General features: G+C 63.1%; 15 protein-coding genes. 9 read left to right on the top strand and 6 right to left on the bottom strand.

What is annotated here, in order from left to right; genetic code table 11:
• Window positions 1-130: 130 nt before the first annotated feature.
• The 3 genes from LNV08_RS11995 to phnF all read right to left on the bottom strand — a co-directional run bounded on the left by LNV08_RS11995 (window position 131) and on the right by phnF (window position 2,254).
• Window positions 131-676, bottom strand: a complete 546-nt coding sequence (locus LNV08_RS11995; protein WP_263533927.1) for a DUF2799 domain-containing protein — start codon at window positions 674-676, stop codon at window positions 131-133.
• A 139-nt stretch (window positions 677-815) separates the two neighbouring features.
• Window positions 816-1,493 carry a DUF1045 domain-containing protein gene (locus tag LNV08_RS11990; protein WP_263533926.1) on the bottom strand — a complete coding sequence of 226 codons (678 nt, stop codon included), beginning with the start codon at window positions 1,491-1,493 and terminating at the stop codon, window positions 816-818.
• The gene (gene phnF / locus LNV08_RS11985) at window positions 1,493-2,254 is read right to left on the bottom strand and encodes a phosphonate metabolism transcriptional regulator PhnF (RefSeq protein WP_263533925.1); all 762 of its coding nucleotides are present in this window, start codon (window positions 2,252-2,254) and stop codon (window positions 1,493-1,495) included. Before phnF ends, LNV08_RS11990 begins: the two co-directional genes overlap by 1 nt.
• A gap of 77 nt (window positions 2,255-2,331) precedes the next feature.
• Here phnF and phnG point away from each other — a divergent pair, with 77 nt between their 5' ends.
• The 9 genes from phnG (at window position 2,332) to LNV08_RS11940 (ending at window position 10,060) form a co-directional block, all read left to right on the top strand.
• Window positions 2,332-2,814, top strand: a complete 483-nt coding sequence (phnG, locus tag LNV08_RS11980; protein ID WP_263533924.1) for a phosphonate C-P lyase system protein PhnG — start codon at window positions 2,332-2,334, stop codon at window positions 2,812-2,814.
• A complete protein-coding gene (gene phnH / locus LNV08_RS11975) occupies window positions 2,811-3,470 on the top strand; it encodes a phosphonate C-P lyase system protein PhnH (RefSeq protein WP_263533923.1) in 660 nt (219 codons plus the stop codon). Before phnG ends, phnH begins: the two co-directional genes overlap by 4 nt.
• 4 nt (window positions 3,471-3,474) lie before the next feature.
• Complete coding sequence (locus tag LNV08_RS11970) at window positions 3,475-4,584, top strand: carbon-phosphorus lyase complex subunit PhnI (protein ID WP_263533922.1); 1,110 nt, start codon at window positions 3,475-3,477, stop codon at window positions 4,582-4,584.
• Window positions 4,581-5,447, top strand: a complete 867-nt coding sequence (locus LNV08_RS11965) for an alpha-D-ribose 1-methylphosphonate 5-phosphate C-P-lyase PhnJ (protein WP_263533921.1) — start codon at window positions 4,581-4,583, stop codon at window positions 5,445-5,447. Before LNV08_RS11970 ends, LNV08_RS11965 begins: the two co-directional genes overlap by 4 nt.
• The gene (locus LNV08_RS11960; RefSeq protein ID WP_263533920.1) at window positions 5,440-5,898 is read left to right on the top strand and encodes a GNAT family N-acetyltransferase; all 459 of its coding nucleotides are present in this window, start codon (window positions 5,440-5,442) and stop codon (window positions 5,896-5,898) included. The genes LNV08_RS11965 and LNV08_RS11960 overlap by 8 nt, the downstream gene beginning before the upstream one ends.
• Window positions 5,895-6,686 carry a phosphonate C-P lyase system protein PhnK gene (gene phnK, locus LNV08_RS11955; RefSeq protein WP_263533919.1) on the top strand — a complete coding sequence of 264 codons (792 nt, stop codon included), beginning with the start codon at window positions 5,895-5,897 and terminating at the stop codon, window positions 6,684-6,686. Before LNV08_RS11960 ends, phnK begins: the two co-directional genes overlap by 4 nt.
• A gap of 2 nt (window positions 6,687-6,688) precedes the next feature.
• On the top strand, window positions 6,689-7,462 hold the full coding sequence (gene phnL / locus LNV08_RS11950) for a phosphonate C-P lyase system protein PhnL (RefSeq protein WP_414858734.1): 774 nt from the start codon (window positions 6,689-6,691) through the stop codon (window positions 7,460-7,462).
• Window positions 7,459-8,601 (top strand): alpha-D-ribose 1-methylphosphonate 5-triphosphate diphosphatase, encoded by a 1,143-nt coding sequence (locus tag LNV08_RS11945; protein WP_263533917.1) that lies wholly within the window; start codon window positions 7,459-7,461, stop codon window positions 8,599-8,601. Before phnL ends, LNV08_RS11945 begins: the two co-directional genes overlap by 4 nt.
• A gap of 496 nt (window positions 8,602-9,097) precedes the next feature.
• Entirely contained in the window at window positions 9,098-10,060 is a 963-nt protein-coding gene (locus tag LNV08_RS11940) for a GIY-YIG nuclease family protein (RefSeq protein WP_263533916.1), read from the top strand.
• Between the two features lie 434 nt (window positions 10,061-10,494).
• On the opposite strand, the gene LNV08_RS11935 is transcribed toward LNV08_RS11940, so the two are convergent.
• The 3 genes from LNV08_RS11935 to phnD are packed head-to-tail and all read right to left on the bottom strand — an operon-like array spanning window position 10,495 to window position 12,866.
• On the bottom strand, window positions 10,495-11,040 hold the full coding sequence (locus tag LNV08_RS11935) for a phosphohydrolase (protein ID WP_318014119.1): 546 nt from the start codon (window positions 11,038-11,040) through the stop codon (window positions 10,495-10,497).
• Between the two features lie 20 nt (window positions 11,041-11,060).
• Entirely contained in the window at window positions 11,061-11,858 is a 798-nt protein-coding gene (gene phnE, locus LNV08_RS11930; protein WP_263533915.1) for a phosphonate ABC transporter, permease protein PhnE, read from the bottom strand.
• Between the two features lie 27 nt (window positions 11,859-11,885).
• Window positions 11,886-12,866 (bottom strand): phosphonate ABC transporter substrate-binding protein, encoded by a 981-nt coding sequence (gene phnD, locus LNV08_RS11925; protein ID WP_263533914.1) that lies wholly within the window; start codon window positions 12,864-12,866, stop codon window positions 11,886-11,888.
• Window positions 12,867-12,907: the final 41 nt, after the last annotated feature.

Genomic DNA, 12,907 nt, shown 5'->3' with positions numbered 1-12,907 from the left:
GCTCAGCAAATGCTCTTCTATCCCTTCCATCCCCTCCATCCAGGCCAAAAAGTATTCGCCAGGATGGAGGGGATGCAGGGGATCAATGCCAATGCGAGACGCCAGGCTGAGTGCTTGAGCGCAGCGATTCTCAGTAACGCAAATTGCTCAAAGAAAACTCGGCCGAGCGCAATTCGTCGCGCTTGCGGCGCAGGCGCCGATCCGTTTCGCTGAGGTCGTTGCGAATGTCCCGACGCTCGTCGTCGATCGCTTTGCGGATGGCCTTGCGCTGCTCATCGCTCGTCGCGTCCGCCAGGCGCTTTTCTTCACCTCGGTTGACGTCGCGCAGGCGGCGCTCAAGGGTTTCGATGCGCTGATCCAGATTGCTCAGTTCGCTGCGCAGGCCATAAACATAGCGTGCAGCTTCGTAGCCCTGCTGAAAGGCCGCATGAGATTCGGGTGGACAAACGCCAAAATAATAGCCTCCGCTCAAACCCACGTGTATGGCGTTATCCGGGCGGCAGTAGCTGCGAAGGCCAAGATCACGGCCCTGTTGATAGACCTGGGTGTTGATGCTGACGCCGACCTTGGCGCAATCCTCGGCCCGGTCATTGAGTTGGGCGAGTGTCTTGCCTTCGGACCCATCGCGCTGGCCGATCTGCGCCCAGTCGGCGAGCTTGCATTCCTCCGGGGACATGGTCGCGCAAGAGGTGAGCAAGGCCCCGAAAAATGGGGCCAAGGCTAAGCGGCTGAGACTCGCGCGCATAAATGAACTCCTGGAATTTATATCTGTGACCCGATTTTATGGGGCGCAAGGCTCACAAACAACCGCTCGCCTAGCCAAGCCCGAAGCGGTGACTCAGCCGAAATGCCTGGCCGGCTTCACTTTGCTGAAAGATGCAAATCGAGTCGCAGCGCAGCGTTTGCTTCAGCGCTGGCGCAAACAAGGCCCGCAAGCGAGCCTGCAGCGCCTCAGCAGCGGAGCTTGGCTGTGCTTGCCGCTCAGAAATAGAGTTAGTCAGCGTCATGTGAAAGCGCCAGCGCTGCAGCACATGCGGGTAGCCCCAGCGCAGAAGCAGCGCCTCTTGCTGCGAATCCAAGCCTGCCGCACGGCGCTTCTGCAGCTCAGCCTCATTGGGGGACCGACGAAAACCATCCAGCTCGGTGACGCAGGCATCGGCCAAACGCCACAGCGGATGCGCAGGCGCGATCGGCTGCCTCGGTCTCAAGGCAAGAAACCCGTGCAGCCAGTCCACTTGCAAGCTGGGCATGTCAAAAGCTGGATGGCGCTGGGCCAAAGCTTTCACCTGCGCCAGCAACTCTGCTTCTGTATAGGCAGCCGCCAAGCTGAACGGTGGCTTCAGCGTGGCGTGAAAACCGTACAAGGCGGGCTCGGCCACCCGAGCATCGGCCGCATTCTGGCTCAGCCATTGCTCGCCAACTTGGGCCAGCGCGCTTTGCGGCTCGGGCGCCCAATAGACGGCATAACGTGATCCAGCTGCGGCAGCACTCATCATGAACGCTCCCAGCCATCGGGGCCCACCGTCAGCTGCACGGCGTCGGCGGCAAACAAGGTGCGGCCGGCTTCCACCGGCACACCGGCGGCGTCCACATTGCAGTAGTCGACCACCAAGACCGGCTGCGTGACCGGGCGGGCCAGCGCATCCGCTTCTTGCTGGCTGGGCAGGCGGCTTGAAATAACGCTGCGTTCTCGCGTGTAGTCAGTCACACCCAACTCGGCCAAGGCGGCGGTGATGCTGCCCAGGCGTGCGAAGGCCTGAGCCATGGCGCCCAGGCGTGGCAGCGGATAGGCGGCGCTGCACAGGCTGACCGGGCGGCCCCGCACCAGCGCGCGCGTGCTCATTTGCAGCACCGGCGCGCGCGGGCTGAGGCGCAGACGATTGGCCCAGAGGCTGCCGGCCAGTCCCTCGCTGTGGCTCAGCAACTCGCGCCGGCCTTGCTCGCCGGCCTCGGCCAGGTTCTCGCTCATGCGGGTGCGGCGCTGCAAGGCGTAGTCCAGCACCAGTTCGCGCACAAAAGTGCCGCTGCCATGCCGCACCTGCACAAAACCCTCGCGCGCCAGGCTCTGCATCGCATGGCGCAAGGTGTGGCGATTGACCTGAAAGCGCTCGGCCAGCGCCGCTTCGTTGGGCAGTCGCGAGCCGGGAGGGAAAACGCCTTGCACGATGTCGACCCGCAGGTCTGCGGCGATCGCCTCCCAGCGCGTGCCCTGGGGCTCGGCTTGCAAGGAGAAATGAGGTTCTTCATTCAACATGATTTGAATCGGTCAAGAAACTGTCACCGGCCGCTGTGATACTGGCTGCATCTTAAAGTCGTCTAGATGACATCACCATGAACTCCTCAGCCGAATTGCCCGCGAGCGAGCGCCAACAATGGCTGTCCGTACTGGCCCATGCGCCGCGTGAAAGTCTGCAGCAATTGCTTTTCCCCTTGATGACAGGCTTGCAGTTTGAGCCGCTGCGCGCGCCGGAGGTCGGCCTGGCCATGCTGCGCGCGCGCGCCGGCAACAGCGGCGAGCGCTTCAATCTGGGCGAGGCCACGCTGACCCGCTGCGTTTTGCGCTTTCAGCTTGAGGATCGCGTCAGCGTCGGCGTCGGCTATGTGCTGGGCCGCGACGTCGACCGCGCCAGCTGGGTCGCGCAGGCCGATGCCTTGTTGCAGCAGCCGGCTTGGGTTGAGCGCCTGCAGGCCGAATTGATCGCCCCGCTACGGGCTTTGACGCAAACCAGGCGCGCCCAGCAGGCCAGCCAGACGGCGGCCAGCCGCGTGCAGTTCTACACCTTGCAGGCGGAGAGCGCGGAGAAAGCGCCATGACGCTAGCCACTCATTTAGACGGCATTGATGATCTGGCTACGCTGAAGCGCGGTTTCACCGAGCCGGTGTTCGGCGCGCAGCAGGTCTTCAGACATTTGCTCGACGCGATGTCCCTGCCCGGCCGCGTACATGAGCTGGCAGCCGTGGACAGCGGTGTGCAAGCACCCAGCGAGACCTTCGGTCTGGCCATGACGCTGGGCCTGTTGACGCTGCTGGATGCCGAGAGCCCGCTCCATCTGAGTGCGGAGTTAGACAGCAAGGCGGCTCAAGCCTATTTTCGATTTCACTGCGGCGCCAAGTTGGCCGAGCCACAGCAGGCCCAGTTCTCGGCCTTCAAGGCGATGCAACTCGACGCTCAACAATGGCAGGCATTGCCGCTGGGCAGCGATGAGCAGCCGCAACTAGGCGGCACGCTCTTGCTGGAAGTTAAGGGCCTGGATGAGCAAACGGCGCTGGCCGGCGCGAGCTTGCTGACGCTGCGCGGGCCGGGCATTGCGACGCAGCAAACGCTGGCGGTGCAAGGCTTGCCGACCGAATTCTGGCGCTGGCGCCAGGCGCTGGCGGCGGACTTTCCGCGCGGCATCGACCTGTTGCTGTGCTGCGGCACGCGCTTGGCCGCGATTCCCCGTTCAACTTTGATCACTCTGGAGGGCTGAGGCCATGTATATCGCCGTCAAGGGTGGTGAGTCAGCCATCAAAGCCTCGCGCGATCTGCTCGCCGCCGCACGCCGGGGCGACCTGAATCTGCCTGCCATCGGCGTGGCGCAGGTGCAGGAGCAAATGGGCTTGCTGGTCGGGCGGGTGATGGCCGAGGCCTCACTCTACGACCCCGAGCTGGCCGCCTTGGCCTTGGTGCAGGCGCAGGGCGACGCGATCGAGGCCGCTTTTTTGCTGCGCGCCTACCGCAGCACCTTGCCGCGCCTGGCCTTCAGCGCACCGCTCAATTGCGACGCCATGCGTCCGCAGCGCCGCATCTCGGCGATTTTCAAAGACCTGCCCGGGGGCCAAGTGCTGGGGCCGACTTATGACTACACGCAGCGCCTGCTAGATTTCAATTTGCTGCGCGGCGATGCGCCGGCAGCAGTGGATCAACAAGTGCAGCCGGAGCAGGCACCTGAACAAGCACAGAGCGTGATCAGCAATGCACTGGAGGCGCTATCCGCCCAAGGCCTGATCGAGCCCGCACTGCCGCCCGACGGCGACCCCGAGCCGCTGGACATCACCCGCGACCCGCCGCGCTACCCACTGCCGCGCTGCGGCCGCCTGCAAATGCTGGCGCGCGCCGACGAGGGCTGGGTCTTGGGCCTGGCCTATTCGACCCAGCGCGGTTACGCTTTTACGCACCCTTTTGCCGGCGACATCCGCTTCGGCGCGGTGACCGTGTCGCTGCAGCCGGATGAGCTGGACTTCGAGATCGAGGTCGGTGAAGTCGAGCTGACCGAATGCCAGATGCTGAACCAGTTTGTCGGCAGCGAGGGCGCGCCGCCGCAGTTCACGCGCGGCTACGGCCTGGTGTTCGGCCACGGCGAGCGCAAGGCGATGGCAATGTCGCTGCTGGACCGCGCGCTGCGTGCCGATGAGTTCGGCGAGCAGGTCAGCAGCCCGGCGCAGCAACAGGAGTTCGCGCTGCCGCAAGGTGACAGCGTCGAGGCCTCGGGATTTGTGCAGCATCTGAAACTGCCGCATTACGTGACCTTCGAGTCCGAGTTGCAACTGATACGGCAGCTGCGCCAAGAGCGCAGCGACAGACAAGCAGCGGAGCAGCCATGAGCGAAAGCATCAAGCAACAAAGCGCCGAAGGCTATAACTTCGCCTATCTCGACGAGCGAAGCAAGCGGATGATCCGCCGCGCCTTGTTGAAGGCGGTGGCCATCCCCGGCCACCAAGTGCCGTTTGGCTCGCGCGAGATGCCGCTGGCCTATGGTTGGGGCACAGGCGGCATCCAGGTCACGGCCGCCGTGATCGGCCAGGACGATGTCTTGAAGGTGATCGACCAGGGCAGCGACGACACCACCAACGCCGTCAATATCCGCGACTTCTTCGCCCGCACGACCGGCGTCGCGACCACAACCCGCACGGTGGACGCGACGCTGATCCAGACTCGCCACCGCATCCCCGAGACGCCGCTGCGCGAGGGCCAGGTCTTGGTCTACCAGGTGCCGCAGCCCGAACCCTTGTACCGGCTGGAGCCGAACCGGGCCGAATGCGAGAGCCTGCACGCGGCCGAGGAATATGGGCTGATGAATGTGAAGCTGTACGAGGACATCGCGCAATGGGGCCGGGTCGAGACGGCTTACGACTACCCCGTGCTGGTGAACGGCCGCTATGTGATGGCGCCCAGTCCGATTCCGGCTTTTGATAACCCCAAGATGGACCGGATGCCGGCGCTGCAGCTGTTCGGCGCCGGGCGCGAGAAGCGGCTCTATGCGGTGCCGCCCTACACCAGCGTGCGCAGCCTCGACTTCGAGGACCACCCGTTTGAGATCAAGCCGCAGGGGCACGCCTGCGAGCTGTGCGGCTGCACGACCAGCTTTCTAGACGAGGTCGTGCAAAGCGAAGGAATGACGCTGTGGACCTGTTCGGACAGCGACTGGTGCGCCGCGCAAATGGAGCGAAAGCACAACCATGAATGAGCACCCCTTAACGATTCGTGATGCGCAGATTGGCGACCTGCCGGCCTTGTTGGCGCTGTACCAAAGCAGCGGCCTGGACGGCCCAGGGAACGCTGACCTTGCTCGGCTTGAACAAGCCTGGCAGCAGATTCAAGCCCTGCCCTTGGCCCGAGTGCGCCTGGCCGAAACGGCTGGGCATTTGGTCGGCACGCTGACGCTGTTCATCCTGCCCATGCTCTCGCACCAGGGCACGCCCTCGGCGGTGGTGGAAAGCGTCGGCGTCGCGGCCGATCTGCAGGGCCAGGGCGTCGGCCGCGCCTTGATGCAAGACGCTGTTGATCTGGCGGCGGCGGCGGGTTGCTACAAGCTCGCGCTGTCGTCCAATCTGCGCCGCACCGAGGCCCATGCTTTCTACGAAAAGCTGGGCTTCGAGCAGCATGGCAAGAGCTTCCAGATTGAGTTGAAGCCATGACCGCCGCTCAACCTCTTTTGCAAGTGACGGGGCTAACGCACCGTTTCAATGCCGCCGGGCAAACCCGCGCGGCGGTCAGCGAGGCCTCACTGAGCCTGTTTCCCGGCGAGGTGGTGGCGATTGTGGGCGAGTCCGGTTCGGGCAAGAGCACGCTCTTGAACTGCATCGCTGCGCGCTTGCAACCCGCTGCCGGCCAGGTGCTGTACCGCAGCGCGGCCGGTGAGCAGGTGGACGTACACCGCATCAGCGAGCGCCAACGCCGCCTGCTGGCCCGCACCGAATGGGGCTTTGTCGAGCAGCATGCGGCCGATGGCCTGCGCATGAACGTCAGCGCCGGCGCCAATATCGGCGAGCGCCTGATGGGCGCCGGCCTGCGCCATTACAGCCAGCTGCGCGCCACCGGCGAGGACTGGATGAGCCGCGTCGAGCTTGACCCGCTGCGCATCGACGACTCACCGCGCGGCTTCTCCGGTGGCATGCGCCAGCGCCTTCAAATTGCTCGCAATCTGGTCACCAAGCCGCGCCTGGTCCTGATGGACGAGCCGACCTCGGGGCTGGATGTGTCGGTGCAGGCCAAGCTGCTGGATCTGATCCGGCTGCTGGTCGCGCGCATGCATCTGTCCGCGCTGATCGTCACCCATGACCTGGGCGTGGCGCGCCTGCTCGCGCATCGCACGCTGGTGATGCGCGAAGGCCGCATCGTTGAAGAGGGACTCACCGACCGCGTGCTGGACGACCCTCAGCACCCCTACACCCAGCTACTGGTCGCCTCGGTGGTGGCGCCATGATGATGACGAATTCAATAACGCCTGTTTTGAGCGTGCAAGATGTGCGCAAGCATTTCACCCTGCATCTGCGCAGCGGCCAGGCGCTGCCGGTCCTGCACGGCGTCTCGCTGGATGTACGGGCGGGCGAATGCGTGGCCCTGGTCGGCGCCTCGGGCCAGGGCAAGTCCACCTTGATCAAATGCCTGTACGGCAGCTACGGCGTCGACAGTGGCCGCATCCTGTTTGCCGGCGAGCAGCCGGGCAGCGAGCCGCTCGATCTTGCCCAGGCCCAGCCGCAGCAAGTGCTGGCGCTGCGCCGGCGCGAGCTGGCCTATGTCAGCCAGTTCCTGCGTGCGCTGCCGCGCGTCGGCGCGCTCGATGTGGTGGCCGAGCGCCTGCTGCAGGCCGACCCCGAGTTGCAATCTGGCCGCGCCGATGAGGCTCGCTGGCGGGCCGCGCAGCAGGCAGCGCGGGCTCAGGTGGCCGAGCTGTTCGCGCGCCTGAATCTGCCCCAAGCGATCTGGGACTTACCGCCGGCCACCTTCTCGGGCGGCGAGCAACAGCGCGTCAATATCGCGCGCGGCTTTGTGCAGCCGGCCCGCCTGCTCTTGCTGGACGAGCCGACCGCCTCGCTGGATGCAATGAACCGGCGCGTCGTGATCGATATGATTGCCGCCGCCAAGGCCGCCGGCAGCGCCATCGTCGGCATCTTCCATGACGAGGAAGTGCGCGAGGCGGTCGCCACGCGCTGCGTCAGCCTGCCGGCTGCCGCCCAGCCAGAAAGAAGCCCTGTATGAAGAATGATCTGTTGTTGACGAACGCGCTCTTGGTGCTGGGCAAAGAAGTCATCCGTGGCCATCTGCGCGTGCAGGATGGCGTGATCACCGAAATCGGCCAGGGCGGCAGCGCGGTTGCAGGAGCCATCGACCTGGGCGGTGACTATCTGCTGCCGGGTCTGGTCGAGGTACATACCGACAATCTTGAGCGGCACGTGATGCCCAGGCCCAAGGTCATCTTTCCGATGCTGGGTGCCGTGATGGCCCATGACGCCGAGATTGCCTCGGTCGGCATCACCACCGTGCTCGACGCCATCGGCGTCGGCGACCCGTATGGCGATGGCTTTCGTGCGCGCGACCAGAGCGCCTTGTTGGACGTGTTGGATCAAATGCAGGCGGCCGGTGTATTGAAGGCCGATCACCTGATCCATGTGCGCTGCGAGCTGCCGGCGCCGAACGCGCGCGAGCTGTTCGAGCCCTTTGCCGAGCACCCGCGTCTGCGCCTGATTTCGCTGATGGACCACACGCCGGGCCAGCGCCAATGGACCAATCTGGACCATGCCAAGACCTATTACACCGGCAAGAAGGGCTGGAGCGATGCAGTCTGGGAACGCGAAGTCGCCCTTGCGCCACAACGTCAGGCCGAGCATGCCGAGCCGAATCGGGCCTGGTTTGCCGACTTTGCGCGCCGTCACTCGGTAGCATTAGCAACGCATGACGACACGACTATTGCCCATGTCGACGAGGCGCGGGCCTTGGGTGCGGGCATGAGCGAATTCCCCACCACCTTGGCGGCGGCACAGCATGCGCATAGGCTGGGCCTGTGCACGGTGGCGGGTGCACCGAATGTACTGCGCGGCGGCTCGCACTCGGGCAATGTCTCGGCGCTGGACTTGGCCCGCGCCGGTGTATTGGATGCGCTGAGCTCCGACTATGTGCCATCCAGCTTGTTGCAATCGGCCTGGTTGCTGCGGCGCGATGCGGGGTTCAGCCTGCCCGAAGCTCTGGCGGTCGTCAGCCGGAGGCCGGCCTTGGCTTGTGGGCTGGCTGACCGTGGGGAAATTGGCTTAGGGCTGCGGGGGGATTTGGTGCGGGTGCGGGAGGTGGTGGGGCAGCCGGTGGTTTGCGAGGTGTTTGTGCGGGGGCGGCGGGTGGCATAACGTCTGGCAGGTTTTTCCGCAGGCGGCTGGGCTATTCACGACACACATGATGGTCGGTGAGATGCCGGGAGTTCGTCCCGGCGGCCGACCCCCTTCTCTTGTCTCGCCAAGAGAAGGAGGCAAGAGAAGGCGACCCTGCCGCATGGCCCTGCGGGTCCGCTCAGTGCTCAAATTTACCGGGCCGCGCCCAACTCACTGCGCTACGCTCCGTTCAGACAAGGGGCGCGAAGTCAGTTCTCGAAGTCGCTGCGCGACGCCCGGCAAATTCTCCGCTCCTCGCCCATGCAGAAGGGGCACTCCAAAGAACTCGGCTCGCTGCGCGTCGCCTCGATGGGTGCTGCGCTGCGCGCATGCACCTCGCAAGTAGATGCAATATGGGTCAGGTCTTGCCTATATTTTTGAGACCTAGCCCCGAACCAATTGCATGCTCAAATACTGACAAAGAAATCGTGAACAATCGGCACACGACACGTTGAAAGTCAAAAGTGAGTCATCCATGGCGCTAGGCAAAAGCATTCGAATCTATCTCGCTGATGGCGGGGTGACAGGCTTACGTCACGGTGAGATTGTCAATTGGACAGGCCAGGCCATTGCGTGCCCCAGAACTCGCTTCCAGGAGCTCAGGGAGTGGACCGAGGCCAAACGCCCAGGAATCTATTTCCTCTTCGGCCAAGATGATGAGTCTGGGCAAGACTCTGTATATATTGGGGAAGCCGAGGTGGTTTTTGATCGACTGTGTTCACACATCAGTGGCAAGGACTTTTGGACTGAGCTTGTCGCATTTACGAGCAAAGACGACAACTTAACGAAGGCGCATGTCCGTTACCTGGAGTCCCGACTGGTTTCTGTGGCCACCCATGCTGGACGTTATGCGATTGAAAATTCGGCGTCTCCCCAACTACCTTCGTTGCCGAGAGCAGACCGCGACGCGATGGAGGAATTCATCGGAGGAATTCAAACATTGCTGGGCGTGTTAGGCCATCGAGTTCTTGAGCCATTGGTCGAGCGCGCAGGAATCGCATTAACCCATGAAGTAGTGCCAGGGACACAAGCTGCCATTCAACCTATATTCGAACCGTCGGCCAATTTTGCATTGCTGCCATCTCAAACGCAGACGTTTCAACTTCGCGTTAGCAATCTCATAGCAACAGCAGTACGAACAGATGAAGGGCTAGTGGTCCTCGCAAATTCTGAAGCAGCATCCGCTGTTCAGAACAGTCTTTCCGTTGGTTACCGCACGTTGCGCGAGCAATTGATCTCCTCAGGCGTTTTGATTGGAAGCGGCTCGAAACTCAAGTTTTCAAGAGACCAGCTATTTCGGAGTCCTTCTCAAGCCGCAGCAGTGGTAGTTGGTTATTCAATTAATGGCCGCGACAACTGGAAAACACCAAACGGGGTGAGCTTCACAGATTTCGAGAACCGGTTGGCGCGAAACACATACAGCGTCAGCAGCGCATGACTTCCGACACCATGGATCAGAATTTCAGTTATGGGCACATTCGGGAGGTTCGAATCTGAGGCACCACTGCATTTCGGCTTGCGAGGTGCAAGCGCGCAGCGCAGCACCCTTCGAGGCGACGCGCAGCGAGCCGTGTTCTTGGGTGTTCACCCCTTCTGCATGGGCGAGGAGCGGAGAATTTGCCGGGCGTCGCGCAGCGACTTCAACATCTGACTTCGCGCCCCTTGTCTGAGCGTAGCGGCCGTTAGGGCGCGCAGCGAGTTGGGCGCGGCCCGGCAAATTTGAGCACCGAGCGGACCCGCAGGGCCATGCGGCAGGGTCGCCTTCTTTTGCTTACTTTTCTTGGCAAAGCAAGAAAAGTGAGTCGGCCGCCGGGACGAACTCCCGGCATCGTGCCGATAGAGCAATGAAGTGATTGCCGGCGAATTGCCTAACTAGTACGCCAAACGCAACTCGTTCAACAAGGCCAAGTAATAGTCCAAGCCCGGCGTCACCTGCCCCGGCAACTTCGCCTGATCATCCCAACGCCGCAATGCAATCGCATCCTGCGCAAACGGCAAGGCCTCGAAGGCCGCTGCTTCAGCCGCCGTCATCGCCCCGCCCTGCAAGCCCAGCGAATGCACCGAGGCGGGGGTCAGTTGCGCCGCATAGCCGACATCCACCGCCACCAAATAGCGCTTGGCCGCCACATGCCAGCGCACCGGCTCCGCCACCGCCGGGCCAAAGACCCGCATCAACAAGGGCTGCGCACGAGCCTCATGCACATCGTCGATATCATCGGCAATACCCACCGTTTCAATGAAGTGCCCAATGTCATGCAACAAAGCCGCCGCCACCAGGGGCGCCGGCGCGCCGGCCCATTCGGCCAGCTGCGCGCATTGCAGGGCGTGAGCCAAGCTGCTGACCGGCTCGGCACGGTCGCCTTCATAAACGACCTCGGCGTTCTCCAGCAAAAGCCGTTCGATCTGTTCAACACTCATCGTCAGGTTTCACTCACCGCTTAAATCAGACGTTTGCGCACCTGCGCCGACAACACATCGATCACCGACACGCTGAGCACCAGCATCATCAGCACCGTGCAAGTCTGCTGGTACTGAAAACCGCGCATCACATCCCACAGCACCATGCCGATGCCGCCCGCGCCCACCATGCCGACCACCGAAGCCGAGCGCACATTCGACTCCAGCCGATACAAGGCGTAGGAAATCCACAGCGGCAAGACCTGTGGGATCACGCCGTAGATGATCTCGGCCAGCGGGTGGGCCCCGGTCGCCCGGATGCCTTCGACCGGCTGCGGGTCGATCGCCTCGACGGCCTCGGAGAACAGCTTGGCCAAGATGCCGGTCGTGTGCACCCACAGCGCCAGCACACCGGCAAACGGCCCCAGGCCCACGGCGACGACAAAGATCAGCGCGAACACCATCTCGTTGATCGAACGAAAAGCATCCAGCAGACGGCGCACCGGCTGCCGTACCCACCAGGGCGTCAAGTTAGCTGCTGCCAGCAAGGACAGCGGCGCGGCGCAAACGACGGCCAGCGCCGTGCCCCAGAGCGCAATTTGCAGCGTGATCACCAGCTCTTGCAGGTAATAGCGCCAGTCATGCAAATCAGGCGGGAAGAAGCTCCGGGCGAACTGCAGCATATTGCCGCTGTCGCGCCACAGCTCGGCCGGGCGCATATCGGCCCCCTTCCAACTGCCGGCCAGCAAGGCGAGCAACACACCCCAGGTCAGCAGACTGGTCAAGGTCTTGCGGGGTGGTTCTGGCATGGCCCGGCTGGCGATCACGGCTGCGCTCATTTTTATTGTTAGACCTTGAACTCGGATTTACTTGGCGCTGGCGGTCTGGCGGCCCAGCTCATCCAGGCGGCGCTCGACGTCTTGCAGCTTGCGGCTCTTTTCTTCCGCGCTCAGGTTCGCGTCGGCTTCGATCTTGCCGCGCTCGGCCGCCAGGGCGAGCTGACGGATGGGGGTCAGCTGCGCGTTGTCGGAGCGCACAAAGCCGCTATAGGTCAGCGTCTTCAGATTGTCTTTTTCGCGCTGATCACGGCCATAGCTGGCGAAGAAGTCGGCAATCTTCTTTTTCGCATCGGCGTCAACATCCTTGCGCCAAACCAGCGGGTCGCTGGCGATCAGCGGCGAGCGCCAGACTTCGCGCAGCTCGGCCGCCTTCTCGGGCATCTTTATCTTCATGCGCTCGATACCGTCGCTGGCGACAGCCGCTACATCGACCTGCTTGGCCGCCACGGCCAGGATGTTGGTCTCGTGGTTGGCACGCACGGTGCGCTTGAAGTCGCGCGTCGGGTCTACCTTGCTCGGCGCAAAGGCATAGAAGCCCGGCACCAAGGTGCCGCTGGTCGAGTTCGGGTCGCCCAAGCCGAGGTTCAAGCCGGCGCGCGCCTTGATCACATCGTCGAGGCTGCGCAGCGGGCTGTCCTTGTGCACGATCATCAGACTGTGATAGCCCTGGGAGCCGTCCAGATTGACGACCTTGGCGAAGACCTCGCCTTGCGCGCGGTCGACCGCTTCCATCGCCGACTTGTTGCCCATCCAGGCGAGTTGCACCTTGTTGAAGCGCATGCCCTCGATCACGCCGGCATAGTCGGGCGCGAAAAAAGTATTGATCTTGATGCCGGTGGACTTTTGCATGTCATCCAGCAGCGGCTGCCAAGCGGCCTTCAGGTTATTGCTCGATTCGGTCGAGATGATGCCGAAGTTGAGTTCCTTGGTGGGGCTTTGGGCCAGCACGGGCTGGGTCAGCAGGCCGGCGGCCAGCAAGGAAAAAGTCAGGGCAAGGCGGCGATTCATGATGACTCCGATGCGGGGTTGTATTAAGGAAACTGGGGTTT

Origin of the sequence: Paucibacter sp. TC2R-5 (assembly GCF_025717605.1) — a bacterium.
Classification (GTDB): Bacteria; Pseudomonadota; Gammaproteobacteria; order Burkholderiales; family Burkholderiaceae_C; genus Paucibacter_A; species Paucibacter_A albus.
Note: the sequence above shows the minus strand (reverse complement) of the source record. Positions and strands in the feature narration are given on the sequence as shown.